The organism is Proteus sp. fly-1089, assembly GCF_040138965.1.
GTDB lineage: Bacteria > Pseudomonadota > Gammaproteobacteria > Enterobacterales > Enterobacteriaceae > Proteus > Proteus vulgaris_B.
In genome coordinates, this window is the sequence record NZ_JBEETS010000002.1 from 373,203 (window position 1) to 400,134 (window position 26,932).

The following is a 26,932-nucleotide window of genomic DNA, read 5'->3' on the forward strand; positions in this document are numbered from 1 at the left end:
GATTATCTCTTTCGATTGCCAATCGATATTGATTGGCAATCAGTAAAGATCTAACACTCACAATGAGCCACAAAAATTCAGAAACCATGTTGAAGATGACAACAACGTATTAGGCGAACCTTCAGCAATCACTTTTCCGTTATCAAGCACAATCACGTGATCAGCATGTTTAGCAATATCAGGATCATGCGTGATCACAACACGAGTAGATGTTAGCTCTTCAAGATAACGTACCACTTTCTCACGACTGACGATGTCGAGGCTCGCCGTTGGCTCATCTAAAAATAAGATCTTAGGATCGGCTAATAATGAACGCGCTAAACATAGTCGCTGTTTTTGTCCACCGGAATAACGATCTCCCTGATCGCCCACATCTTCATCTAAATCTGTTTGAGTCACCGATAAATTCAATGCATTAAGTAGATGCAAAATATCATTATCACTGACAGTTGAGTTATCATCTTGTAATAATGACCAACGCAATGTGCCTCTAATCAATTGATTATGTTGAAATACAATTTGTCTTGTTTGCGCTAATACACTCTCAGATAAATCATTGACCCTTTTGTCTCCATAATAAATCTGCCCTTTATCAGCATCCCTAAGACGTGCCAAAACATGTAATAATGTTGTTTTACCCGCACCAGAACTGCCGACAATTGCCGTCATTTTTTTATCAGGGCATAGCACTGTTATGTTAGAAAGGATCAGCGCTCCTAAACTATTATTCACCTCCAGTTGTTCACAACGAATGTCATTGCTTTTAGGAGTATCACTTTGTTTTGGGCTTTGTAATGAGGGAGCATCCAACGTATTTTTTATTAAAGTAAGTGATTGTTTACTCTGCCTTAATGCTTGATCAATATGAGAAAGCTGAAATAAAGGTTCAATAAAACGAGCGATTAATACCACGACAGCCAACCACTGCGTTAAAGTAAGAGTATTAATATCAACATTCACTACACCAATAACTAAAACAGCAATGAAAATAACCTGAATACATAAAGAAAAAATCAGATGATAGGGTAAGCTTCGTTGTAATAATTGCACTTGTTGGTGGTGTTGATCCAATAAGTCTTGCTGTAATTGCTGTGAAAACAGCGTATTTCTCCCACTTTTTCGCAATAATACCTGATGTTGTGCAAAATCAGCCAATGTTTTAGCCACAACAGACTCTGCTGTTTGCAGTGTCACTTCTTGTCTATACAGCCCCTTGGCACTGATCCGCATCACTGCAACAAGTAATAATGCAGCTACGATAAAAATCAAAGCAAAAATGATGTTATAAAATAAAAGTCCAATAATTACAGTTAATGGCGTCACTACAACACTAATAACAGGCGCTAATAAATGGGCAGGGATACTCATTGCACTCATTGCAGCACCTGAGCATAACGTGTGTGCTTGAGGTGGTGGTGTTAAACTACGAGGTAAATGGCGGATCAACGCTTGAACTAAGATTTTCATCACCGTTGTACCCGCAAGAAAACCTTTTAATGTCGCAATGTACTGAAAAACAAGTGTAATTAATGTTAATCCCGCTAACATCCATAAATATTGGCTAGCATCCTGATCCCAATAGATAATAATCGGCAATAATAATAAACCACATAGCCCTTCTAAAATGGCGCTCAATACCATAAAACTGAGAGGATATTTTAAAGATAAGAGTAATGAAACAAAGGGATTAGTCTTCATTTTGCTCTCCTTGTTTCTGAACAAAATCACTATAGCGCTCACAATTGAGTAGCAAATCATCATGATTTCCCATTGCTACTAATCTTCCATCAACCATAAATATCACTCTGTTGGCTTGTTGTGCTAAAACCAGTGAATGTGTGACGATTATCCGTGTCATGGTTTTATTTTTTAATGCATTAAAAATATGTTGGGCATTATCAGGATCTAGTGCTGAAGAAGGTTCATCAGCCAATAACAGTGGGCTATTAGCAATGAAAGCACGCGCTATTGCCAAACGTTGTGCTTCACCGCCAGAAAGTGGCGTTTCATCATTAATTAAAGTAGATAAACCTCGGGGTAAGTTAGTAACGACTTCAGCAAAATATGTTTCATTCATTGCTGATTGTAGTTGCTCTTCACTGCAATGGGGATTAAATAACAATAAGTTATCTTTAATTGAATAAGGCAATGGTTGACTGTTTTGCATCACCACTGTAGTAATTTGGTTTAATGCATTACGTGAATACGTCTGTAAACGCTTATTCTCAACAAAAATCTCACCTGATGTTACATCCATAAATCGAGCAATCAGTTGTAGTAAAGAACTTTTTCCTGCACCAGAGGGGCCTACAATGGCAATAAACTCTCCTTTCTTAATTTCAAAATTAATATTATTGAGGATCTCTTTATCACCATACGAAAGGCAAACAGAGTGTGCTGTTAACGCTACGGCGTGAGATATCGTCTCTGTTGATAAATCACCATATTGCATTTCAGGCTGATTTAATAATTGCTGTATCCGCTGCGCTGATTTTTTTGCTACACGTAAGGCATCACCGCCATGCCCCATAGCCATAACAGGCTCTGCAATACGTCTTAACAATAAAATAAACAGTAATAAATCGGCCAATGGTAACGCTTGTTCAAAAATAGTAGCACCCAATAATAGCCATCCTGTTAATAAGGTGGCACTCAATAATAATTGGGTAAGTGATCCTAATAATCCAACTCGTTTAACCCAATTTTGAAAATGAAAAACAAAATTAAATAGTGCTTTCTCTGTTTTATCAACAATTCCTTTATGCGGAAATTGGCGTGCTACGAGAGGATTTTCAGCAAGAAGTTGATAATCTTCAAAGAGTATTTTCATTGCCTCATCACGCTGTTCACAATAGGTTTGATAACGTGATGATTGTGTTTGTTTAAAACAAAAATAAGCAATGATTAAAGGAATAAGAGAGAAAACCAGTAAAAAAGGATTTAATGTTGATAACACAATAATAGCAATAACAGGAACAACCATTAATTGCACGATATCAGCAGGTGCATGAGCAATTAATTGATGTAATGCTTTAATATCGCGCTGAACATATTGGTTGATACCATTTTTTCCTTGGCTAACAAACCAATTTAACGGTAATTTCTGCATTTTTTCTGATAATGCTAATCGTAATTGGTAGGTTAATTTTGCATCCATTAAATGTGTTAAATGAAATGCAATGGTTTGTGATATTAGCCATACAATGCCACCAATAACCGCAATAGTTAGCCAGAATGTATTAGTAGAAGGAAAAGAAACAATAAGTTGATAAAGTGCTAACCAAGGTACTAAAGAGCTAAAACCTGCAACAGCTTGTAGTAACAGCGCACCTATTAATAAAGGGCGATAAGGACGCAACAACATCCATAATTCATTATGCATAATAATCTCCACAACATCTTGTGGCACTATAGCGAAAAGGGTATTTTCCCTCTAGCAACAAGACTTTAGATTGCGTGACTATTACTTTCGATTTAGACGCATTTTGCTTATTTATTAAGCAAGATGGAAAAGATAGAATTAATTAAGTGTTTAATAGATGACAAATCAAGCGATGAAGATAATAAATATACCGATAAACCTAATAAAATCAATTAAGGCGTGAAATGCCCTTTGCGTACATCGCCCGGTAATATACCAAAACGTTTACGAAATGCGACGGAAAAATGAGCGGGTGTATAACCAACATAATAGGCAACACTTGAGATAGACTCCCCTTCATTTAGCAACATATTATATGCGGTTTGTAAACGATATTCTTGTAGCCAACCATAAACAGAATTGCCAAATAATTGACGAAAACCTTGAGTAAGTTTTCGAGTATTTAATCCCACACGAGTTGCTAATATTTCAAGCTTTGGTGGCGTTTCCATTTCAGCAATTAAAATTTCTTTGGCTTGTTTTAAACTGTTTTTTTCACGCTGACTTAATGGCCGATTGGCTGGCTCTTGTTCATGACATAAATATTGCAAACTTAATGAAGCAAATTCGCAAGCTTTACCTGAGTAGTAAAGTGGTTTTAAGGAATCGTGAACCGGATTTTGGAATAACTGCATGGTTAACGCTAAAAACGTATTATCCAAAGTCAGATGATGCAACATAAGTGATTGGTTTTGTCGCAGTATTGGAGGTAATAAAATATGTTGTTGCTCAAGCCACTGAGATGATAATTGCAATAATGTATATCTTAGGGGATCGCCAGATTTAAATTGATTCAATAAAGAATAACGTTCAACACTATTAGCAATAAAAATACTCGGTGTCGCTATCTCTATTTTCTGCCCATTGACACTTTCACTAATTACACTTCCACTATGAACAGCCACTAAATTAAAGCCGGCTTGATAAGTCTCTTCAATATGCAGATCTTCTGTAGTTTCTAATACACCTTGGCGTAATAGAATTTGGTCTTGAAAGCGATATTCTTCAACCTGCTGATGCTTAGGTTGATAACCAATATATGAATAGAATGAAGAGTGTTGAGACATAATAGAAAGATATCAGCAGAGTAAATAATCAGCTATGTTGTCAAACATTCAACGAAATAGCAATCATTATCATTTATATCCAAACTATCACAAAGAATAATTTAAAAGACAGGGTGCTTGTACCAAAACTCTGACAACTTGAAGAAAAATTGTGAGGGAGGAAACCTCCCCACCAAACTATTAATGACACATCAAAATAGCTTGAACGACTGTATTTCCGTTACTAATGTTAAGTGAACATAATCTTTCACCGACAATTAAAGCAAACATAAGTACCGTCACACAGACAACCGTAATGCCAAATAAGGTTATTTTCGTCAATTTGATTGACTCCTTTCAATGAAGGAGGCAGAATCAAGTTGTGAGTTTGTGAGACTGCCTCGGATTTTATACCTAATAAAATTCGGGGCTTTTCTCTTTTTGGCTCTAGCGAAATGCTTGAACCAAAACGATCCAAGCACCCGCCAATATAGTAACAGAAATTTCTCTATCCTCTATACCTTTTCCGTAGCAAATAACAAATTTAAATCAATTAAAACAACACGTTACTTAATGTCGCAAAATAATTTTCTCTTGACTCAAGCGACAAAAAAAGACAAAATCAACCCGCTAAAACAAAGAAATTAACTTATTTTATTTTCTTGACTCCTTACTTGAAAAAAAAGATCCGCACCCACCTCTTTGTTTTGCAATCGCCCCAAATAAATTTATTTGGGGCTTTCTTTTTTCCGTAAAATTTTCTTTTTTTTTAATAGCAATAAAAAAATAAAAAATCCCGAATACAAGTTTCCTCATATTCAGGATCATTATTACGGCAACAAATAAACTTAAGCTTTATTTATCTTTTTATGCATTTCTTGAACTGAAATAACACTCGCCGTAGGATCGGCCGCTAATGACAACGTTGTTGCAAATCCGCCATTTAACGTCGTGTCATAATGGACTTTATATCTTAATGCACTGCGACGAATAATTTTAGAATCTTCAATGGCTTGGCGACCAGATGTGGTATTAACAATATAGTCATATTCACCATTTTTAATTCTATCTTCAATATGCGGTCGCCCTTCATGTACTTTATTGACTAAACGTGGATTTATTCCCGCCTCACCTAATACAATGGCTGTACCATGTGTAGCATCTAATTCAAATCCACTTTTTAGTAATTTCGTTGCTAAATCAACAACTCGCTTTTTATCACCAGCACGCACAGAAAGAAGCGCTCTGCCTTTTTTCTTCATGGTAGAACTGCTGCCTAACATTGCTTTAGCAAAGGCTTGTGCAAAGGTTGCACCGACGCCCATTACTTCACCTGTTGAACGCATTTCTGGCCCTAAAATGGGATCAACGCCTGCAAATTTATTGAAAGGTAAAACGACTTCTTTTACTGAGTAATAAGGGGGAATAACTTCTTTTGTAACTCCCTGCTCTTCAAGAGTTTGGCCAATCATCACACGCGCGGCGACTTTGGCCAATGGCACACCTGTGGCTTTTGACACAAAAGGTACAGTACGAGCAGCGCGAGGATTGACTTCGATAAGGTAAACATCATCACCTTTTACCGCGAATTGTGCATTCATTAACCCTTTTACACCTAATTCAAACGCAAGCTCACGGACTTGTTTACGCATCACATCTTGAATTTCTTGGCTTAGGGTATAAGCAGGCAATGAGCAAGCGGAGTCACCAGAGTGAACACCCGCTTGTTCAATATGCTCCATAATACCGCCAATCACGACTTGCTTACCGTCACAAATCGCATCAATATCGACTTCAATCGCATCATCAAGAAAACGGTCTAACAACACTGGCGCATCGTTTGACACACTCACTGCGGTTTGGAAATAGCGACGTAAATCGACTTCATCGTAAACAATCTCCATTGCCCGTCCACCAAGTACATAAGACGGACGAACCACCAGCGGATAGCCAATCAATTGTGCTTTTTCTACAGCCTCTTCTAAAGCGGTTACAGTGGCATTTTCAGGCTGTTTAAGCCCCAATTTATCAACCGCTTTTTGGAAACGTTCACGATCTTCTGCTTTATCAATAGCATCTGGCGTTGTGCCAATAACTGGCACTCCTTCAGCTTCTAGCGCTCTGGCTAGTTTTAATGGTGTTTGTCCACCATATTGCACGATAACCCCTTTTGGTTTTTCGATACGTACAATTTCAAGCACATCTTCTAATGTGACTGGTTCAAAATAAAGTCTGTCAGAAGTGTCATAATCTGTTGAAACTGTTTCAGGGTTACAGTTCACCATAATGGTTTCGTAACCGTCTTCACGTAACGCAAGCGCCGCATGAACACAGCAATAATCAAATTCAATCCCTTGACCTATACGATTGGGTCCACCACCTAAGATCATCACTTTAGGTTTATCTTGATGTGGCTTTGCTTCGCACTCTTCTTCATAAGTCGAGTACATATAAGCCGTATCAGTAGCAAATTCTGCCGCACAAGTATCAACACGTTTATAGACAGGATGTAGCTGATATTGCTCACGTAATTGGCGAATGGCGTGCTCTTTTACGTTAAGTATTTTAGCTAAGCGTGCATCTGCAAAGCCTTTACGTTTTAACTGATGTAAAAAATCAGCACTCAACCCTTTGATACCGATTTCACTGACTTTTTCTTCAAGCCGAACGATTTCTTCAATTTGAACTAAGAACCAACGATCAATATTGGTGAGATTAAAGACGCCATCAACGGATAATCCAGCACGGAAAGCATCTGCGATATACCAAATCCGGTCAGAGCCTGCTTCTTTTAGCTCTCGACGAATTTTGGTTAATGCTTCAGGATCATCTAAATCAACTTTAGGATCAAAACCAGTAGCCCCAACTTCAAGGCCTCGTAACGCTTTTTGCATAGATTCTTGTAGCGTTCTACCAATTGCCATCACTTCGCCAACAGATTTCATTTGCGTGGTCAATCTATCGTTTGTTCCTGCAAATTTTTCGAAGTTAAAGCGAGGAATTTTTGTCACAACATAATCTATTGAAGGCTCGAAAGAGGCAGGTGTTCTTCCTCCTGTGATGTCATTCATCAGCTCATCAAGGGTATAACCTACCGCTAATTTTGCGGCAACTTTAGCAATTGGAAAGCCTGTTGCTTTGGATGCCAAGGCAGAAGAACGTGACACCCGAGGATTCATTTCAATAACAATCAAACGTCCTGTTTTCGGATCAACGGCAAACTGAACGTTAGATCCCCCTGTTTCAACGCCTATCTCACGTAATACCGCCATCGAGGCATTACGCATAATTTGATATTCTTTGTCGGTAAGGGTTTGTGCTGGCGCGACAGTAATGGAATCTCCCGTATGAATTCCCATTGCATCAAAGTTTTCGATAGAACAGACGATAATGCAGTTGTCGTTTTTATCGCGCACAACTTCCATTTCATACTCTTTCCAACCAATCAGTGATTCATCAATTAACAGTTCATTGGTTGGTGATAAATCTAAACCACGAGTACAAATTTCTTCAAATTCTTCACGATTATAGGCGATACCGCCCCCTGTACCGCCCATAGTAAATGATGGACGAATAATACAAGGAAAGCCAACCTGTTGTGCGACCGCAAACGCTTCATCAAGGTTATGTGCAATACCTGAACGTGCTGTATCTAAGCCGATTTTTTTCATCGATTTATCAAAGCGTTGTCTATCTTCTGCTTTATCAATCGCATCAGTTGTTGCCCCAATCATGGTGACGCCAAACTCAGCTAAAACACCTTGGCGCTCCAATTCTAAAGCGCAGTTCAGTGCTGTCTGCCCGCCCATTGTCGGTAATACTGCATCAGGACGTTCTTTTTCAATAATCTTTCTCACAACTTGCCAGTGAATAGGCTCAATGTACGTTGCATCAGCCATTTCAGGATCGGTCATAATGGTTGCAGGATTTGAATTTACCAAAACAACTCGATACCCCTCTTCACGTAGCGCTTTACATGCTTGAGCGCCTGAATAATCAAATTCACACGCTTGTCCGATTACGATCGGCCCTGCACCTAAAATCAGGATTGTTTTGATATCTGTTCTTTTAGCCATTTTCTTTCGCTCCTGATTTATTTTGTTGTTACTGATTGCAGGTTTTGACGATATTGCGCGATAAGTTCGATAAAGTGATCAAAAAGAGGTGCAGCATCATGTGGCCCAGGGCTGGCTTCTGGATGGCCTTGAAAACTGAATGCAGGTTTATCTGTGCGATGAATGCCTTGTAAAGAACCATCAAATAGAGATTTATGTGTCACACGTAAATTGGCAGGAAGAGAGGTTTCATCAACGGCAAATCCATGATTTTGCGCTGTGATCATCACCGTATTTTTATCTAAATCTTTAACTGGATGATTACCACCATGATGCCCAAATTTCATTTTGATGGTTTTTGCACCGCTGGCTAACGCTAAAAGCTGATGACCTAAACAGATGCCAAAGAGAGGAATATCGGTTGTTAAAAACGTTTGAATGGCGTTAATGGCATATTCACAGGGCTCTGGATCCCCGGGACCATTTGAAAGAAAAATACCATCAGGTGAAAGTGCTAAAACGTCTTGCGCAGGTGTTTGTGCTGGTACAATGGTAACTCGACACCCTCTATCCACCAGCATACGTAAAATATTACGTTTCACACCAAAATCATATGCCACAATATGCAATGGCAATTCATCTACTGATTTTGCTTTGGGTAACTCACCTTTTAATGTCCAACTTCCTTGAGTCCACTGATAAGGCTGTTTCACTGTTACCGTTTTTGCTAAGTCCATTCCTTTTAAACCAGGAAATGATCTGGCCTTTTCGAGAGCTTGTTGAGTATCAAGATGATTGCCTGCGATAATGCAACCGTTTTGCGCACCTTTTTCTCTCAATAAGCGTGTTAGCTTGCGTGTATCAATATCTGCAATCGCAACGATATTATGGCGTTTAAGATAATCAGATAATGTTTCTTGTGCACGATAGTTGCTCATCACTAATGGCAAATCACGAATAATTAAGCCTTGAGCATGAATGGTTTCTGATTCTTCGTCTGAATGATTAACGCCGGTGTTGCCAATGTGGGGATAGGTGAGAGTAACAATTTGTTGAGAGTAAGACGGGTCGGTTAGTATTTCTTGATAACCAGTCATTGAAGTATTAAAAACGACTTCACCGATGGCGGCGCCTTCTGCGCCAATCGACTTGCCATGGAATTCGGTCCCATCTTCTAGAACCAGTATAGCTGATTTAATCAAAACGCCCTCCAGAGAATAATAAATCACATTTCATGCATATTAATTCAGATTTAAGACTCTAAATCAATGCCAAAAATATAAAATTGGGCAAATTTTTGGCAAATTGGGCGCATTCTAAAGATCGAATGGACAGATGTCTAGAAAAAACACCTTTTTAATTAAAAAAATATCAATCATTAGCAATTTAATCAACCAAGTGACAATTAATATAACAAATCTTGCAAATTTAACCGTTTGCTTACTAAGATAATTTAAAATTGAGATTTTAAAAGAAAAAACAGAAGAATTGTGTCTATTTTTAGAAAAAAAACAGAAAAAACAAGAGATAACTAACATAAATAATAAAGAAGAGAATAAAAATAAAAAATGAAAGGAAAAAACTCACAGTTAAAAAAATAACCATGAGTTTTCAATTAATTATAAAAAATAATAAATCACAAATCCTCTAAAGAAAGAACATCTTTCATGTTATATAAGCCTGATTTTTTAGAGCTTAACCAAACAGCAGCCTTTACTGCACCATTTGCAAATGTCATTCGACTAGAAGCTTTGTGGCTTATCTCGACTCTTTCGCCAATATCGGCAAATATCGCAGTATGTTCACCCACAATATCACCTGCACGAATAGTAGCAAAACCAATACTTTTAGGGTCACGCTCTCCCGTATGCCCTACTCGCTCATAAACGGCACACTCTTTAAGATCACGACCTAATGCATCTGCAATAGATTCACCCATTGCTAATGCTGTGCCTGATGGTGCATCAACCTTATGGCGATGGTGCGCTTCTACAATTTCAATATCACTATAAGATCCCATCACTTTAGCGGCTTTTTCAAGTAATTTAAGCACCAAATTAACACCAACACTAAAGTTGGCTGCAAACACAATAGGGATGATTTTTGCTGCATCATCTATGGCTTTCTTGCCTTCATCATCAAAGCCTGTCGTACCGATAATCATACCTTTTTGTTGTTCTACACAAAATTCAATATGCGAAAGCGTGCCTTCTGGACGTGTAAAATCAATTAATACATCAAATGCATTAGCTTGTGCTAATAAGTTATCAGTTACCGTGACACCGATATGGCCAATGCCAGCCAACTCGCCCGCATCTGAGCCAATTAATGAAGAATTTGTACGTTCAAAAGCAGCACCTAGCACAGTTCCTTCTTGTTGAGAAATTGCCTGAATTAATTGGCGTCCCATGCGTCCACCAGCACCTACAACAGCAAGACGAAGTTCTTTTGCAGACATAACTAAATTTCTCCTTAACAATGCTTATGATCTCTATTTATTATTTACAGATTAACGATGTCATCCGTTTGATGCCAGTATTTAACGTTCTAGATAAGAAAAACACACCAAACAGCGCTAATTATCAGTAAAAGAGATGAATAGCATGATTATTCATTTAACTTTAGGTATAAAAAAAGCAGAGATTTAAACTCTGCTTTAAAAACCACGCTTTCTAGATGTCTTATTCGATAACTTTATAATCAAGTCGAAGTTCTTTAGGTACTTCAAAAACAATATTTTCTTCACGCCCTGATAATTCGATCACTTCATCAGCACCAAAGCTTTTTAGACGCTCTAATACCTGCTGTACTAAAATATCAGGGGCAGAAGCTCCTGCAGTCACTCCGACAATATTGACATTAGTCACCCATGACTCATCAATATCTTCAAAGCTATCGATAAGATAAGAAGGTTTTCCTGCACGCTGAGCCAATTCTGCTAAGCGGTTTGAATTTGATGAGTTCTTAGAACCAACAACAAAAACAACATCTGCTTTTTCAGCAAGTTCTCTCGCCGCTTCTTGACGATTGGTTGTTGCATAACAAATATCGTCTTTACGAGGCCCAATAATTTTGGGAAAACGTGCATTTAAAGCATCAATAACTTCAGATGTATCATCTACAGAAAGTGTTGTTTGGGTCATAAAACAAAGATTGTCTTCATCTTTGACTGTTAGCTTCCAGACATCAGCAGGTGACTCAACTAAATACATCCCTCCTTCAGGGTTATTGTATTGCCCCATTGTACCTTCAACTTCGGGATGCCCTGCATGACCGATTAGTATCGCCTCTTTACCTTTACGGCTAGCTCTAGCTACTTCCATATGAACTTTAGTTACTAATGGGCAAGTTGCATCATAAAGCATTGTTAAATTACGTGAACGAGCCTCTTGACGAATAGCTTGAGAAACACCATGAGCCGAAAAAATTAAAATCGCGTTATCGGGTACTTCTGAAATTTCTTCAATAAAGATAGCGCCACGTTCGCGTAAATCGTTAACTACATAACGGTTATGAACCACTTCGTGACGAACATAAATAGGTGCGCCATAGATTTCCAGAGCGCGGTCAACAATGCTGATAGCTCGGTCAACACCCGCACAAAAGCCTCGTGGGTTAGCCAGCAATATTTGCATGTGTTGTTTCCTCCTCAGGATTGATGCTGACAACTTCAATATCAAATGTCACTTCTTCTGACGCTAATGGGTGATTAAAATCAACCGTGACAGAATCTTCAGTGACATTTTTTACAATGCCCGGCATTTCACTGCCATTCATTGCTGTAAATAGCATGATAGTGCCAGCTTCTGGCACCCCAGACTCTGCAAAGTCAGAAGGCATAAAGTATTGGATCAAGTCAGGGTTGTATTTACCAAAAAGATGTTCGCCCGCAAGCGTAAAAGTTTTTTTATCTCCCGTTGATAACCCCAATAATTCAGCTTCTAAGGCTGGCGATAAACTTTCATCACCTAAACGAAAAAGAGCGGGTTTACCATGTGCTTGCGTAGATTCAGCAACAGAGCCATCGGCTAATTTTAAAGTGAAATTCAGCAATACCGCACTATTGTTGAGTACCTGCATAACCATACTAATACCTTCTATTAAGCGTAACCCCCGCCATAAGGCAGGGGTTATTTTAGTTAACTCATTGTCTGATTACTTTTGCTTTTTTGTATCTTGCGGACTGACATTTTTATCAGGGAAAAAGCTTTCAATGATAATAAGTCCAGCACCAATACAAATACCCATATCAGCAATATTAAAAGTGGGCCAATGCCAATCTCCGACATAAACATCAAGGAAATCGATAACAAACCCGTGGATCAGACGATCAGAAAGATTACCCAATGCTCCGCCAATAATAAGCGCATAAGCAATGTTACTTAGTTTGGCGTTCGCTTTATTTTTATACATCATTACTAATAAAGTAATGCAGATTGCTAATGCAATCAGTGCAAAAAACCAACGTTGCCATCCCCCTTTATCCGCTAAAAAGCTAAAGGCAGCACCATAGTTATGTGCGTAAGTGAAATTGAAAAAAGGCATCACAGCAACAGATTCATACAGACGAAATGTCTGCATGAAATACTGTTTTGTTCCTAAATCCAACACCACTACAGCAATTGCTAACCACAACCAGCGTAAACCTGTAGAGCAAAGTGTTTTCTTCATTAATTAAGCAAACTTACGTTCTTCACCGTTACCGGCTACGTTAGTAACACAGCGTCCGCATAATTCAGCGTGTTCCGCTACTTGACCGATATCTGTCGCATAATGCCAGCAACGAGGACATTTTTCGCCATCTGCTTTATTAAAGGCGATTTTTAAACCCGCCATATCAGAGGCTAATGCTGTTTCTGGTGCTTCACTAATATCAGCTACTGTCGCTTGAGATGTTAATAAAACAAAACGCAGTTCATTACCTAATGCATTTAATTTATCTGCTAAAGCGTTATCTGCATACAGTGTGACTGATGCTTCTAAAGAGCCACGTAGTTGTTTATCTGTACGTGCTTGCTCTAACACTTTATTGACTTCACCACGAACAGCCAGTAATTCAGCCCAGTAATCGTCATTTAAGGTTTCTGATGCATCTAAACCAAATAAATCAGTATACCACTCTTCAGTTAAGACATATTTTGCACGCTCACCTGGCAGTTCATTCCAGATTTCATCAGCAGTGAATGACATAACTGGCGCCATCCAACGAACTAATGCTTCACTGATATGGAATAATGCTGTTTGGCAACTACGACGAGCAACACTGTCGCTTTTCGCTGTGTATTGTCTGTCTTTAATGATATCTAGATAGAAAGAACCCATTTCCACTGAGCAGAATTGCATTAAGCGTTGAATAACATTATGGAAATCATAGTTTTCATAATGTTTTAAAATTTCTGCTTGTGCAGCTTGCGCACGCCCCACGGCCCAGCGATCTAACGTGACCATCTCTTCTGGCTTAACTTGATGTTTTGCAGGATCAAAACCATTCAAGTTTGCTAAGAAGAAGCGTGCAGTATTACGAATACGACGATAAGTATCCGCAGAACGTTTTAAGATCTCATCAGATACGGCGATTTCACCTGTATAATCTGTTGAGGCAACCCATAAACGTAAGATATCAGCACCTAATTTATCCATCACATCTTGAGGACTTACTGTGTTACCGATAGATTTAGACATTTTACGGCCTTGTCCATCTACGGTAAAACCATGTGTTAATACTTGGCGGTAAGGTGCTTTACCTTTGATTGCCGTTGAGATCATCAACGAAGACATAAACCAACCACGATGTTGGTCAGAGCCTTCTAAATACATATCGGCTGAATTACCATGGTATTCTGGGCGAGCATCAACAACGGTTGAGTGTGTTGATCCTGAGTCAAACCATACGTCCAGCGTATCTGGTGTTTTCATGTAATCGTCAGCTTCATCACCCAACACGTCACGAATATCTAAATCCCACCATGCTTGGATACCGCTAACTTCAACACGTTTTGCAACTTCTTCCATCAACTCTAAAGTACGTGGATGTGGCTCTTGTGTCTCTTTATGAACAAACAGAGACATTGGAGTACCCCAAGTACGTTGACGAGAAATACACCAATCAGGGCGGTTTTCAACCATTGACTCAATTCGTGCTTGGCCCCAATCAGGTATCCATTTAACACCCTTGATCTCTTTTAATGATTGTTGACGCAACCCATTTTTATCCATGCCAATAAACCATTGTGGTGTGGCACGGAAAATAACTGGAGTTTTATGTCTCCAACAGCAAGGATAACTGTGTTGCATCGCTTCGTGATGTAACAGAGCGCCTTTTTCTTTTAGCAACTCAACAATGACATCATTCGCTTTAAAAACAAAAACACCGTCTAATATTGGGTAAGTGCCAGGTAAATAACAACCATTTGGCCCAACTGGGTTTGCAACTTCTAAACCGTATTTTTGACCAACCACAAAGTCATCCGGACCATGACCTGGTGCAGTATGAACAGCCCCTGTACCTGCTTCTAAAGTAACGTGATCACCTAAAATAGCAGGAACATCAAAGCCCATAAACGGATGATTAAAGCGCAACAACTCTAGATCTGTACCTTTACATTCACCTAAAACAGCCCAGTCAGTTACGCCAATACGTTTCATGACGTATTCAACAAGATCAGCGGCTAAAATCAAACACTCATTATTAAATGAGACTAAGGCATAATTAAATTCTGCATTTAAAGCGATAGCGCGGTTAGCAGGTAATGTCCAAGGCGTTGTTGTCCAGATAACCAAAGAAATTGGTTTATCTGTTGCTGAGCCAAATTTAGCAGCAACGGCTTTTGAATCTACGGCGGTGAAACGCACATCGATAGAAGGGGATGTTTTATCGTAGTATTCGACTTCTGCTTCAGCCAATGATGAGCCACACGCGGTACACCAGTGAACAGGTTTAGCACCTTTTAATAGGTGACCATTTGCAATGATACGCGCCAAAGCACGGATAGTATTCGCTTCGGTTTTGTAGTCCATTGTGAGATAAGGTTTATCCCAATCACCCAAAACACCTAAACGAATGAAATCTTTTTTCTGTGCTTCAATTTGTTCGTAAGCGTATTTACGACATTCCTCGCGGAATTGTGCTGCAGATATTTTCTCTCCTGGTTTACCTACGATTTGTTCAACTTTTAGTTCAATAGGTAATCCATGACAATCCCATCCTGGAATGTACGGAGAATCAAAACCTGACAGCCCTTTGGATTTAATAATAATATCTTTGAGAATTTTGTTTACTGAGTGACCAATATGAATATTGCCGTTGGCGTATGGAGGGCCATCATGCAAAATAAATGTTTTTTTACCACTTTTCGCCTGACGAATAGCTTGATACAAACCTTCTTTGTACCAACGTGATAACATCTCTGGCTCGCGCTTTGCTAAATCCCCGCGCATAGGGAACCCTGTTTCTGGTAAGTTCAGGGTATTTTTATAGTCACTCATTCGATTCTCAGTTCCAATTTTCCGCTAGTTTATGACTCCGACTACTGCGATAAAAAATCCCTAGCAGTAGCCACATCATCTGCGATTTGCTGCTTCAATGCATCCAATGATGCAAATCGCTGTTCATTACGCAATTTCTTTCGTAACACAACATCAATACAACGTCCATATAAATCCATATTAACGTCGATTAAATGAACTTCTAATTGTACGCCTTTTCCTTTTACAGTTGGACGACTTCCGATATTTGCCACACCTGGCAAAGGTAATTGATTATCTGATAAATAGACATCAACGGCATAAACACCTTTCACTGGTGCAACTAAGCGCTTCATTGGAATATTGGCTGTCGGAAAACCAATAGTTCTACCCAATTCATTACCATGAACAACTCGCCCACAAACACTGTAAGGGTGTCCAAGAAGTGATTCAGCAAGAACTAAATCATCATTGAGTAACGCTTCTCTTACTGCGGTGCTACTGATACGTAACCCCTTATCGCAATAACTTTCTGTATTTGCGACGTCAAATCCATACCGAACACCTGCTTGTTGTAAAAAATGGAAATCACCTTCACGATTTTTGCCAAAGCGAAAGTCATCACCAATAGCAAGAAATTTCACCCCTAATTTATCGACCAGTAGAGATGAAACAAACTCTTCGGGTGTTTGTGCCGCAAATTGTTTATCAAATTTGACACACAAAAGGTAATCAATACCGCATTCAGCCAAATACTTTATCTTATCTCGTAAACGAGTCAGACGTGCTGGTGCTTTTTCTGGTAAAAAAAACTCAAGTGGTTGAGGCTCAAATGTCATCACAACCGTGGGTAATCCTCTCTGTGAGGCTTCTTGCTTCAAGTGTTTCAATAATGCCTGATGGCCTCGATGGACACCATCAAAATTCCCAATTGTTAAAACGCAACCATGATGTAGCGCTCTAATATTCTGTATACCGCGAATTAGCTCCATAACTGGCTCAATACCGTGGAAATTATTGGATTATACCTTGTCAAAGGCTTGAGAGTAACCCAATATATCAATGTTTATTGATGAGTAATATCTCGACAAGTCGATTCACTGTTGTTCTTAAATTTGATTGCTCACATCAAACAAAAATGGACTATCACTCGCTTCTTGGTTATAAAATCGCATAAAATCAATCGTAGATCCTCTTAGAATCTATTATTTATTACTCATATACACGATTTTGATGATTTTTTCACTCAAAAGACTGTATTCTACCCGCCTTAACTGATAAAATCTTGCGCCATCACAACGAAACAAGTGTCGCGTACAACGACGCTAATTTTGTATAAATCCATTGACAAACTTAGGTTGAAAAGGCATATTCCTTCACCTTTGTATTTGTCCTCGCTAGAATATATTTGGGAGTTGGAACTTGGCTAATATCAAATCAGCTAAGAAGCGTGCGGTTCAGTCTGAAAAGCGTCGTCAACACAACGCAAGCCGTCGTTCTATGATGCGTACTTACATCAAAAAAGTATACGCAGCAGTTGCTTCAGGTGATAAAGAAGCAGCACAAAAAGCATTTAATGACATGCAACCGATTGTTGACCGTCAGGCAACTAAAGGCTTAATTCATAAGAATAAAGCAGCACGTCATAAAGCTAATCTGCAAGCACAAATCAAAGCAATGTAATATTTGCTTTCTTGTGTTATAAAAAACCGGCTTATGCCGGTTTTTTGTTTTCTACTTTTTAACCATACTCACTTATGGATTTACAATACTCTTCTTATTCCCATTAAAAAGATCTGAAAAATCAGTATTACAAACGCGCTGAACCGCTGGATGCTGGATCATTCTCTCTGCAAAAATCGCGTAATACTCTTCTTTTACTGTATCAAGCATTCCAATTTCTTCGATATTACTATGAGCAAAAGTTTCATCGGTATACAGTGAAGGTGCTACAAAAATGGCATTATAATTTAATCCGAATGCTTTCATTAATGCAGCATCATCAAACTCTCCCAAAATTTCCACTTGCAGATTCTTATTACGTATCCACGTTAACAAATGGCGACCTAACATATATCGACGACCAGGGATCAGTAATTTTCGCTCTTCTAAACATTCAGGAAACGGTTTTTCAGGAAGTGGATGGCTACAAAAGAAACTCATATTACATTCACCGAGTTTTACAGAAAACAAGCCTTCTTGTTGTGAAGAATCTACTGGGCAATCCGATAAAATCATATCCAGCTTATGCTGGCTTAATTGTTCTAATAATAATTCATGCGTTGATTCAAAACAGCGCAAATGGATTTGCTCATGATCAATCACGGCCGTTTCTAATACGCGACTGACTAATTGTTTAGATAATGCATCCGCAACACCGACATCAAACAACAAGTTCGATTCACGACTATAGTTGACGATATCCAGCATCTCTTGGCTTAACATAAACATTTTATCGGCATAGCGAAAAATAAGCTGTCCCAATTCTGAAGGAACTAACCCCCTTCCTTGGCGTTTAAACAACTTACCACCCAATCTCTCTTCTAATGCTTTAATTTGCCCTGTAATTGTCTGAGGTGTCAGATACAGAGCTTCTGCTGCACCTACAACAGAGCCTTCTTTACACACATGCCAAAAATAATAAAGATGGTTAAAATTGAGATGTGACACCCGCATAGTTATCTTCCTTTCAACTTCTGTGCATTAAACACAGACTATGTAATAACGCATTAGTTTGCGATTGGCTTTCCTTGCATCCAATCCTCATAAAAACATCTACGGCACAATACACTGTATTGCACCGTAGATTTAAATATATAGCTCGGTATTTATTGTGTTGAGAAACTCAAATCCGTAATAAATTTCCTTATATTGACTTCGTTTTTGACTTCGGTAAAACAGAACGAAGCAACAAATATCCCACAACTGCAGCTACCGTTGAACCTACTAAAATACCCAGCTTAGAGTAGGTATTATAAGCTTCACTTGCACCATCAAATGCTAATCCTGCGATAAAGATAGACATAGTAAAACCGATACCACAGAGCACAGATACTGCAAATATTTGCTTAAGATTAATCGCATCTGGTAATTTTGCAATGCCTAGTTTTACCGAAACCCAACTAAAGAGGAAAATTCCAATCGGCTTACCCAAAAATAGTCCTAATGCGATACCTAACGGTAATGCGGATAACATGCCATCTAATGTCACACCATTTAAGGAAACCCCCGCATTACTAAATGCAAAGAGTGGCAAAATTAAATAGGCAACCCAAGGATGTAACACATGCTCTAATTCTTCAGAAGGCGAATCACCTTCTTTATTTCTTAATGGGATAATGAATCCAACTATGACACCCGCAATAGTGGCATGAATACCCGATTTTAAAATACACACCCACAAAACAAACCCAAGAACTAAATAAGCGGCGGTATTACCAACTTTACGCCAGTTCATTATGCCCAAAGCAATTACAATCACCCCAGCCAAAGCCAATGGCATCAGTGCAATACTCTTTGAATAAAAGAGTGCAATAATCACAATAACGCCCAAGTCATCGATGATCGCCAAAGCCAATAAGAAAACCTTTAATTCAACAGGGACACGCTTACCTAATAACGCCATCACCCCCAATGCAAATGCAATATCTGTTGCCGCTGGAATTGCCCAACCTTGTTGCCCAATAGGATCGGTATGATTGAACATAAGATAAACTAATGCAGGAGCTAACATTCCTCCTACAGCAGCAATTGCAGGGAAAATGGCTCTATCACGTTGAGCTAAAGAGCCTTCTTTTAATTCACGCTTAACTTCTAATCCAACCACCAAAAAGAAAATAGCCATTAAGGCATCATTTACCCAAAGTAGTAATGGCTTATCAAGTTCGAATGCACCAAACTTGAGCATAATAGGAATAGATAAAAACTCATTATACAAAGCACTTAGAGGTGTATTCGCCATAATCAATGCGATAATAGCAGCAATAATCAGAAGAATACCGCCTGATGCCTCTAATCTCAAAAATTGTCTAATAATTGCCGTCATAATATTAACCTCAAAATTACTAATCTTGTTAATAATATGCTAACCATGGATTCGTAAAAAACAGTTTATTTATGGATAACAATTCGTATTTTTCGAGTTAATTGAGAAATATTAAGTAAAACAAGATAGATAGTCGAAATTAATAAACATTAATTCTTAATAAAAAAACAAAACAATAATTTAAAAAATAATTTATAACGCATTAATAAATATATAATTTTTTTAATTATTGTTAAAAATAAGCATCTAATTTAATAAATGACACCAATCGATAAAATAGATCAAACATATTAATTTTTAATTATCAAAAAATAATACTATATTTATCTTTTCCGTTTATAACACCCTTAGATTATGAGGAAAAAAATGTTATATATTTCACTATTTACCCATTGTGTTATGGTTTTATAAAAATAATTTTCGCTTTAGTACAAAGGCCTCTATCAATATGTCGATTACCGTTTTTATTGCTGTGCTATTTGCCGCTGTCTTCCATGCATGTTGGAATGCATTAGTCAAAGTAGGTAGTGATCGATTTCTTGGGATCTCGTTACTTACCTTTTTTTCAGGTATTGTGACAATCCCAGCTCTGTTTTGGGTTGGACTTCCCGATATAGGAGCATGGAAATGGCTTATTCTTTCCGTCCTATTTCATATTGGGTACACCCTTTCTTTAAGCCGGTGTTATACCTTGGCAGACTTTAATCAGGTCTATCCGATTTCTCGTGGTAGTGCGCCATTAATGACCGCTGTTCTTGGTTTTTTTCTTTTTCATGAGACACTTCCTGTTACTGGCTTAATCGGCATTTTATTGATTATTTTAGGTATTATCCTTATTTCACGTAGCCGAAAAATAGCGACGCTTAATTTACGTAAAGATGCTCTCTTTTTTGCGCTCCTTACCGCATTATTTACCGCAAGTTATACCCTATCTGATGGTAATGGCTCCCGAGTGGGAGAAACACCTTTTGCTTATATTTTATGGCTCTTCTTTTTAAATGGTATCGCAATGTATTTGCTGGCATGGCTTCGTTATCGCCAACACTTAAAAACTAAAATAAAAAATTATTGGAAGCCCGCATTTTTAGGTGGTGTCATGCAATTAATCAGTTATGGCATAGTGATATGGGCAATGAGCCATGCTTCTATTGTGCTTGTGGCGGCATTAAGAGAAACCAGCGTACTATTTGCCATGGTTTTATCTGTTTATTTGCTAAAAGAACAATTTAACCGCAAACAATTATTAGCGTGTTTAGTCATTTTAGCCGGTATTGTCGCCATCAAGATGGGATAATCTTGAGCCACATTCAAATAAAAAGGCCCGATGATAAATACTGTCATCAGGCCTTTTTGAAAGGAGTAATAAAAATTATTTCGTTAAATCATCAAAGAATTTTTTCACACCATCTAGGAAGCTTTTAGAGCGCGGTGTATTTTTCTCACCACTTTTACCACCAAATGATTCACCAAGTTGTTCCATTAACTCTTTTTGTTTTTCATTGAGCTTAACAGGTGTTTCAACAACAACACGGCACATCAAATCACCGACAGTGCTACTACGTACAGACTTGACACCTTTACCTTTCATACGGAACATTTTGCCCGTTTGCGTTTCTGCTGGGATTTTAAGTTTTACACGGCCATCTAGTGTAGGAACTTCAATTTCGCCCCCCAAGGCAGCAATCGCAAAGTTAATCGGAACTTCGCAATAAAGGTTATTACCATCACGCTCAAATATATGATGTTGGCGAACATGAACCTGTACATATAAATCGCCTGCTGGTGCACCATTCTCGCCCGCTTCACCTTCACCGCTTAAACGGATCCGATCCCCTGTATCAACGCCAGCTGGGATTTTAACAGACAGTGTTTTATAACGCTCAACACGACCATCACCATGACATTTAGAACAAGGCTCTTTAATCACTTTACCGCGACCATGACACGTTGGACATGCTTGTTGTACAGTGAAGAAACCTTGACGTAAATGAACCTGACCCGCACCATGACAGGTAGAGCATGTTTCAGCCGAGGTACCTTCTTTAGCACCACTACCGTGGCATTTATCACAAGTTTCTAATGTCGGTATACGAATTTCTTTGGTTACACCACGAACCGCTTCTTCAAGCGTTAAATCCATGTTGTATTGTAAGTCAGATCCCCGTGATGCTCGTTGTTGACGGCGACCACCACCAAAAATATCACCAAAAACATCACCGAAAATATCACCAAAGTCAGCGCCACCACCGAAACCACCACCACCTTGGCCACCAAATCCGCCTTGCTCAAAAGCAGCATGACCATATTGATCGTAAGCTGCACGTTTTTGTGCATCACTTAAAATTTCGTAGGCTTCTTTGATTTCTTTAAATTTTGATTCTGACTCTTTATCACCCTGATTACGGTCTGGGTGATATTTCATTGCTAAACGCTTATATGCACGTTTAATTTCTTTTTCATCGGCGTTTTTGCTTAAACCGAGAACTTCGTAAAAATCTCTTTTTGCCATTCTAGATTACCCTTGACATAAGCACACGGGCGTAGAGTTTCCTCGACGCCCGTGTTCGGTATCAGTAACTATTCATAAGTGAGTTACCGTGGCCCGTTAAGGGCATTATTTCTTGTCTTTACCGTCAACTTCTTCAAATTCTGCATCGACAACATCATCATCTTTCTTCGCACTTGCATCTGCGCCAGCAGCATTACCTGCAGCACCAGCTTGTGCTTGTTGTTGTGCGATTTCTAACAATTTCTCAGAAGCTTCAACTAATGCTTTAATTTTTGCTTCGATAGCGTCTTTATCTTCACCTTTAGAAGCAATTTCTAACTCACTTACCGCTTTTTCGATAGCTTCTTTATCGTTCGCTGGTAATTTATCACCTGCTTCTTCAATTTGTTTACGAGTACCGTGAACTAATTGGTCAGCTTGGTTACGAGTTTGCACTAATTCTTCAAATTTACGGTCTGATTCTGCGTTGGCTTCTGCATCACGTACCATTTTTTGGATTTCTTCTTCATTTAAACCAGAAGAGGCTTTAATTGTGATGTTTTGCTCACGACCACTGTTTTTATCTTTAGCTGATACATGCAAAATACCATCAGCATCGATATCAAAAGTAACTTCGATTTGTGGCATACCGCGTGGCGCAGCCTGAATACCATCTAAGTTAAATTGACCCAGTGATTTATTATCACTAGCACGTTTACGTTCACCTTGTAATACGTGAATAGTTACTGCAGATTGGTTATCTTCTGCGGTAGAGAACACTTGGCTATGTTTAGTAGGAATTGTGGTATTTTTTGCAATCAGGGATGTCATTACACCACCCATTGTTTCGATACCTAAAGACAGTGGAGTTACGTCAAGTAACAGAACGTCTTTAACATCACCCGCTAATACACCGCCTTGAACAGCCGCACCCATTGCAACCGCTTCATCTGGGTTAACGTCTTTACGTGGTTCTTTACCAAAGAAGTCAGCAACAGTTTTCTGAACCATTGGCATACGAGTTTGACCACCAACCAGAATAACGTCGTTAACTTCACTTACTTTCAGGCCGGCATCTTCTAATGCAACACGTACTGGTTCCATTGAACGCTTAACTAAATCTTCAACTAAAGATTCTAGTTTTGCACGAGTTACTTTGATATTTAAATGTTTAGGGCCTGTTGCATCAGCAGTAACGTATGGCAAGTTAACATCTGTTTGTTGTGCTGAAGATAATTCAATTTTCGCTTTTTCAGCAGCTTCTTTCAGACGTTGCATTGCTAATGGATCGTTACGTAGATCAATGCCTTGTTCTTTTTTAAACTCATCAACTAAGTAGTTAATTAAACGGCTATCGAAGTCTTCACCACCTAAGTGAGTATCACCATTGGTTGACAGAACTTCATAGGTTTTTTCGCCATCTACTTCATCGATTTCGATGATAGAGATATCGAATGTACCACCACCTAAGTCATAAACTGCGATAGTACGGTTACCAACTTCACGATCTAAACCGTAAGCCAGAGCAGCCGCTGTTGGTTCGTTAATAATACGTTTAACTTCAAGACCTGCGATACGACCCGCATCTTTAGTTGCTTGACGTTGCGCATCATTAAAGTAAGCAGGAACAGTAATCACTGCTTCAGTAACAGCTTCACCTAAATAGTCTTCTGCTGTTTTCTTCATTTTTTTCAGGACTTCAGCAGATACTTGTGGCGGAGCCATTTTATCGTTACGAGCTTCAATCCAAGCATCACCATTATCAGCCTTAATAATTTTGTAAGGCATGATAGCGACATCACGTTGAACTTCTTCATCTTCAAAACGACGGCCAATTAAACGTTTGATGGCAAATAAAGTATTTTGTGGGTTAGTCACAGCCTGACGTTTTGCTGGCTGACCAACTAAGATTTCACCATCTTGTGCATATGCAACGATTGAAGGAGTAGTACGATCGCCCTCACTGTTTTCAATAACCCGAGCAGTTTTGCCATCCATTACAGCAACACAAGAGTTAGTTGTACCCAGGTCAATACCAATAATTTTACCCATTTAAACGCCTCCAAAGAGAATTCTTTATCAATTTGACTACCAATCTATATGAGGATGAATATTCATTTTTCAAGTCAAAAATTAATAGACTTAACAACATCATTTCAAAGCGGATATAAAATCAACGCAACTCAATAGTGGTAATTGCAGTTGAAAAGAAGATGGGGTCATAAATACATTCATCAAGGGGAATCATAAAAAAAAATGCAAAAAATACGAAAAAATTGGATCAGCCAAGTCTAAATAAATTAAAATTTATTACTTATCAAGTAGTTATATAATACGCAAATAATATCATGGTGAATTAACACACAAACTTTAAGACTTAACTCAAAACACAATCATAACCAATTGAAAATTAATATTTTTAATAAACAAAAAAGAAAAAAGAGATTGAATAGAATGAGGTTATTTTTGTACTACTTGAATACAGTACGAATTCCAAGCATGCATACAAACAGTTCAAATAACCTCTTAGATTATTTATGCAGAAGTAGAACGGCGGGCTGATTTCGGTCTAAAGGCTGTCACAATATCTTCGTTTGTTTCAACGTAAGGGCCATCTAGCAATTGGATACAATAAGGTACACTCGCAAAAATACCACTAACAATCACTTTGCCTTCGCTGTCTTTTAACCCTTCTAACGTTTCTGCAATCGCTTTAGGTTGTCCGGGTAAGTTTAAAATTAATGCTTGGTTACGAATAACACCCACTTGTCGGGATAAAATTGCAGTAGGTACAAATTTCAAACTAATTTGACGCATTTGTTCACCAAAACCAGGCATTTCTCTATCTGCAATGGCCAACGTCGCATCAGGAGTAACATCACGGCGTGCAGGCCCCGTTCCTCCCGTTGTTAGTACTAAATGGCAACCTGATTCATCAACAAGTTCACAAAGCGTTTGCTCAATCATCAATTGTTCATCTGGGATCAAACGAGATTCGATATGAAAAGGCGTTGTTAACGCAGTTTTTAGCCAAGCCTCTAAAGCGGGTAAGCCTTTATCTTCATAAACCCCACTTGATGCGCGATCAGAAACAGAAACTAACCCTATGCGTAATTCGTTCATATCAACCTCAATTAATCAATGACCATCTAACTTGCGCGCAGATATTACCATGAGAACACAAGAGAATTAAAAATAATCTCATTATATTAATGATGTTTAATATTTGATTATTGAGGACGGATAATAAAAATTGATAACTCTCTATTTTATTTATCGTTAACTAAAATAGAAAAAGGGAGCATAAGCTCCCTCTCTTTAATCCTAAATAATATTAATCAATATCATTCATCAATATATTTAGCTATATAAGACGCTGCTAAACTTTTAGCTTCTGCTAATTGTGCCGCATTTAATGCACGAGCAGTACGTTTTAGCATTGCTTCATCACCATCGCCATTTTCAACAGCAACAGTAAACCATGCATAAGCTTGTTTCAGATCACGTTTAACGCCTTTGCCGTAGTAATAGTTTAACGCAAGATTATTTTGTGCAAGACCATTACCTTGAATAGCTGATTTTCTGTACCATTCAACGGCTTTACGTGCATCTTTAGCCACACCATCACCTTCATCGTACATCACACCTAAGTTATTTTGTGCGTCACGATTACCTTGGTTTGCAGCCTTCGTATACCAGAAAACAGCTTTAGCACCGTTACGCTCTACACCCTCACCGTCATCATAAGAGACAGCAAGATTATATTGCGCATCAGAGTGGCCTTGTTCTGCTGCTTTCGTATACCAGACAACTGCTTTTTCATGATCTTGTTCTACACCGATACCTTCATCATAAGAGATACCAAGATTGTATTGCGCATCACTATCACCTTGCTCGCCAGCTTTAGTATACCAATACACGGCTTTCTCATGATCTTGCTCTACACCATCACCATCGTCATAAGAAACAGCAAGGTTGTATTGTGCTAAAGAAACGCCTTGAACCGCAGCTTTGTTATACCAATAAACTGCTTTTTCTGCATCGCGATCAATATCATCGCTCATGTCATACATAAGTGCTAAGTTTAATTGCGCTTCAGCATGACCTTGCTCTGCAGCTTTGGTATACCATTCCAGCGCTTTTTGTGCATCTTGTTCAACACCTTCGCCATTCTCATATTTTACGCCCAATTGATATTGAGACGCTGAGTTTCCACCTTCAGCACTTTTTTCAATTGCAGGTAAAGAGAAAGCGGTTTTGCTCTCTGCCATTGCAGCGCCACCAAAAAATAACGATGCAAGTACCGTTGCCAAGACAATCTTTTTCATAATTCACCAATAATAAATAGAGTATTTTAATAATATATTTTTATAATTATTACTGGATAAATAATATATTCCAATCAATTTAATC

20 protein-coding genes are annotated in these 26,932 nt (G+C 38.5%); 2 read left to right on the top strand and 18 right to left on the bottom strand.

Annotated elements, in window-relative coordinates; translation table 11 throughout:
- Positions 1-57: 57 nt before the first annotated feature.
- The 12 genes from ABN080_RS08180 to ribF form a co-directional block, all read right to left on the bottom strand.
- A complete protein-coding gene (locus tag ABN080_RS08180) occupies positions 58-1,698 on the bottom strand; it encodes an ATP-binding cassette domain-containing protein (RefSeq protein WP_349440804.1) in 1,641 nt (546 codons plus the stop codon).
- The gene (locus ABN080_RS08185; protein WP_349440805.1) at positions 1,688-3,382 is read right to left on the bottom strand and encodes an ABC transporter ATP-binding protein; all 1,695 of its coding nucleotides are present in this window, start codon (positions 3,380-3,382) and stop codon (positions 1,688-1,690) included. Before ABN080_RS08185 ends, ABN080_RS08180 begins: the two co-directional genes overlap by 11 nt.
- A gap of 212 nt (positions 3,383-3,594) precedes the next feature.
- Positions 3,595-4,488: an AraC family transcriptional regulator gene (locus tag ABN080_RS08190; protein WP_151434260.1), complete on the bottom strand. Its 894-nt coding sequence runs from the start codon at positions 4,486-4,488 to the stop codon at positions 3,595-3,597.
- Positions 4,489-4,668: 180 nt separating this feature from the next.
- Entirely contained in the window at positions 4,669-4,809 is a 141-nt protein-coding gene (locus ABN080_RS08195; protein WP_072069458.1) for a Hok/Gef family protein, read from the bottom strand.
- A gap of 506 nt (positions 4,810-5,315) precedes the next feature.
- On the bottom strand, positions 5,316-8,543 hold the full coding sequence (gene carB / locus ABN080_RS08200; protein WP_349440806.1) for a carbamoyl-phosphate synthase large subunit: 3,228 nt from the start codon (positions 8,541-8,543) through the stop codon (positions 5,316-5,318).
- 17 nt (positions 8,544-8,560) lie between these two features.
- Positions 8,561-9,724, bottom strand: coding sequence for a glutamine-hydrolyzing carbamoyl-phosphate synthase small subunit (gene carA, locus ABN080_RS08205; RefSeq protein ID WP_072069460.1), 1,164 nt, complete (start codon positions 9,722-9,724; stop codon positions 8,561-8,563).
- A gap of 434 nt (positions 9,725-10,158) precedes the next feature.
- A complete protein-coding gene (gene dapB, locus ABN080_RS08210) occupies positions 10,159-10,980 on the bottom strand; it encodes a 4-hydroxy-tetrahydrodipicolinate reductase (protein WP_197269558.1) in 822 nt (273 codons plus the stop codon).
- A 223-nt stretch (positions 10,981-11,203) separates the two neighbouring features.
- Positions 11,204-12,157, bottom strand: coding sequence for a 4-hydroxy-3-methylbut-2-enyl diphosphate reductase (gene ispH, locus ABN080_RS08215; protein ID WP_072069462.1), 954 nt, complete (start codon positions 12,155-12,157; stop codon positions 11,204-11,206).
- On the bottom strand, positions 12,138-12,608 hold the full coding sequence (gene fkpB, locus ABN080_RS08220; protein WP_349440807.1) for an FKBP-type peptidyl-prolyl cis-trans isomerase: 471 nt from the start codon (positions 12,606-12,608) through the stop codon (positions 12,138-12,140). The genes ispH and fkpB overlap by 20 nt, the downstream gene beginning before the upstream one ends.
- Positions 12,609-12,677: 69 nt before the next feature.
- The gene (gene lspA / locus ABN080_RS08225) at positions 12,678-13,193 is read right to left on the bottom strand and encodes a signal peptidase II (protein WP_196553503.1); all 516 of its coding nucleotides are present in this window, start codon (positions 13,191-13,193) and stop codon (positions 12,678-12,680) included.
- A 3-nt stretch (positions 13,194-13,196) separates the two neighbouring features.
- Entirely contained in the window at positions 13,197-16,007 is a 2,811-nt protein-coding gene (gene ileS / locus ABN080_RS08230; RefSeq protein WP_349440808.1) for an isoleucine--tRNA ligase, read from the bottom strand.
- Positions 16,008-16,048: 41 nt separating this feature from the next.
- Entirely contained in the window at positions 16,049-16,978 is a 930-nt protein-coding gene (gene ribF, locus ABN080_RS08235) for a bifunctional riboflavin kinase/FAD synthetase (protein ID WP_115350507.1), read from the bottom strand.
- A gap of 430 nt (positions 16,979-17,408) precedes the next feature.
- Here ribF and rpsT point away from each other — a divergent pair, with 430 nt between their 5' ends.
- A complete protein-coding gene (gene rpsT, locus ABN080_RS08240; RefSeq protein ID WP_004248964.1) occupies positions 17,409-17,669 on the top strand; it encodes a 30S ribosomal protein S20 in 261 nt (86 codons plus the stop codon).
- A 72-nt stretch (positions 17,670-17,741) separates the two neighbouring features.
- Here rpsT and nhaR read toward each other — a convergent pair whose 3' ends face one another.
- Together nhaR and nhaA are read right to left on the bottom strand one after the other, a co-directional pair.
- Positions 17,742-18,662 (bottom strand): transcriptional activator NhaR, encoded by a 921-nt coding sequence (gene nhaR / locus ABN080_RS08245; protein WP_196553501.1) that lies wholly within the window; start codon positions 18,660-18,662, stop codon positions 17,742-17,744.
- Between the two features lie 190 nt (positions 18,663-18,852).
- Positions 18,853-20,031: a Na+/H+ antiporter NhaA gene (nhaA, locus tag ABN080_RS08250; RefSeq protein WP_196553500.1), complete on the bottom strand. Its 1,179-nt coding sequence runs from the start codon at positions 20,029-20,031 to the stop codon at positions 18,853-18,855.
- A 448-nt stretch (positions 20,032-20,479) separates the two neighbouring features.
- On the opposite strand from nhaA, the gene ABN080_RS08255 reads away from it, so the two are divergent.
- Positions 20,480-21,325 carry a DMT family transporter gene (locus tag ABN080_RS08255; RefSeq protein WP_196553499.1) on the top strand — a complete coding sequence of 282 codons (846 nt, stop codon included), beginning with the start codon at positions 20,480-20,482 and terminating at the stop codon, positions 21,323-21,325.
- A gap of 75 nt (positions 21,326-21,400) precedes the next feature.
- Here ABN080_RS08255 and dnaJ read toward each other — a convergent pair whose 3' ends face one another.
- The 4 genes from dnaJ to ABN080_RS08275 all read right to left on the bottom strand — a co-directional run bounded on the left by dnaJ (position 21,401) and on the right by ABN080_RS08275 (position 26,847).
- Positions 21,401-22,540 (bottom strand): molecular chaperone DnaJ, encoded by a 1,140-nt coding sequence (gene dnaJ, locus ABN080_RS08260; RefSeq protein WP_164525931.1) that lies wholly within the window; start codon positions 22,538-22,540, stop codon positions 21,401-21,403.
- Positions 22,541-22,645: 105 nt separating this feature from the next.
- Complete coding sequence (gene dnaK, locus ABN080_RS08265) at positions 22,646-24,571, bottom strand: molecular chaperone DnaK (RefSeq protein WP_196553498.1); 1,926 nt, start codon at positions 24,569-24,571, stop codon at positions 22,646-22,648.
- 483 nt (positions 24,572-25,054) lie between these two features.
- Positions 25,055-25,642 carry a molybdopterin adenylyltransferase gene (gene mog, locus ABN080_RS08270; protein ID WP_072069470.1) on the bottom strand — a complete coding sequence of 196 codons (588 nt, stop codon included), beginning with the start codon at positions 25,640-25,642 and terminating at the stop codon, positions 25,055-25,057.
- Positions 25,643-25,863: 221 nt separating this feature from the next.
- Positions 25,864-26,847, bottom strand: coding sequence for an SEL1-like repeat protein (locus ABN080_RS08275; RefSeq protein WP_349440809.1), 984 nt, complete (start codon positions 26,845-26,847; stop codon positions 25,864-25,866).
- Between the last annotated feature and the right edge of the window lie 85 nt (positions 26,848-26,932).

Excerpts from the sequence above, each read along its gene's own strand:
- dapB (WP_197269558.1), bottom strand. The coding sequence starts at position 10,980 with ATGTCTGCAAAAGAACTTCGTCTTGCTGTTGTAGGTGCTGGTGGACGC.
- fkpB (WP_349440807.1), bottom strand. The coding sequence starts at position 12,608 with ATGGTTATGCAGGTACTCAACAATAGTGCGGTATTGCTGAATTTCACT.
- ribF (WP_115350507.1), bottom strand. The coding sequence starts at position 16,978 with ATGGAGCTAATTCGCGGTATACAGAATATTAGAGCGCTACATCATGGT.
- ispH (WP_072069462.1), bottom strand. The coding sequence starts at position 12,157 with ATGCAAATATTGCTGGCTAACCCACGAGGCTTTTGTGCGGGTGTTGAC.
- ABN080_RS08180 (WP_349440804.1), bottom strand. The coding sequence starts at position 1,698 with ATGAAGACTAATCCCTTTGTTTCATTACTCTTATCTTTAAAATATCCT.
- ABN080_RS08255 (WP_196553499.1), top strand. The coding sequence starts at position 20,480 with ATGTCGATTACCGTTTTTATTGCTGTGCTATTTGCCGCTGTCTTCCAT.
- ABN080_RS08275 (WP_349440809.1), bottom strand. The coding sequence starts at position 26,847 with ATGAAAAAGATTGTCTTGGCAACGGTACTTGCATCGTTATTTTTTGGT.
- lspA (WP_196553503.1), bottom strand. The coding sequence starts at position 13,193 with ATGAAGAAAACACTTTGCTCTACAGGTTTACGCTGGTTGTGGTTAGCA.
- dnaJ (WP_164525931.1), bottom strand. The coding sequence starts at position 22,540 with ATGGCAAAAAGAGATTTTTACGAAGTTCTCGGTTTAAGCAAAAACGCC.
- nhaA (WP_196553500.1), bottom strand. The coding sequence starts at position 20,031 with ATGACGGCAATTATTAGACAATTTTTGAGATTAGAGGCATCAGGCGGT.
- ABN080_RS08185 (WP_349440805.1), bottom strand. The coding sequence starts at position 3,382 with ATGCATAATGAATTATGGATGTTGTTGCGTCCTTATCGCCCTTTATTA.
- nhaR (WP_196553501.1), bottom strand. The coding sequence starts at position 18,662 with ATGCGGGTGTCACATCTCAATTTTAACCATCTTTATTATTTTTGGCAT.
- ABN080_RS08190 (WP_151434260.1), bottom strand. The coding sequence starts at position 4,488 with ATGTCTCAACACTCTTCATTCTATTCATATATTGGTTATCAACCTAAG.
- mog (WP_072069470.1), bottom strand. The coding sequence starts at position 25,642 with ATGAACGAATTACGCATAGGGTTAGTTTCTGTTTCTGATCGCGCATCA.
- ileS (WP_349440808.1), bottom strand. The coding sequence starts at position 16,007 with ATGAGTGACTATAAAAATACCCTGAACTTACCAGAAACAGGGTTCCCT.
- carB (WP_349440806.1), bottom strand. The coding sequence starts at position 8,543 with ATGGCTAAAAGAACAGATATCAAAACAATCCTGATTTTAGGTGCAGGG.
- dnaK (WP_196553498.1), bottom strand. The coding sequence starts at position 24,571 with ATGGGTAAAATTATTGGTATTGACCTGGGTACAACTAACTCTTGTGTT.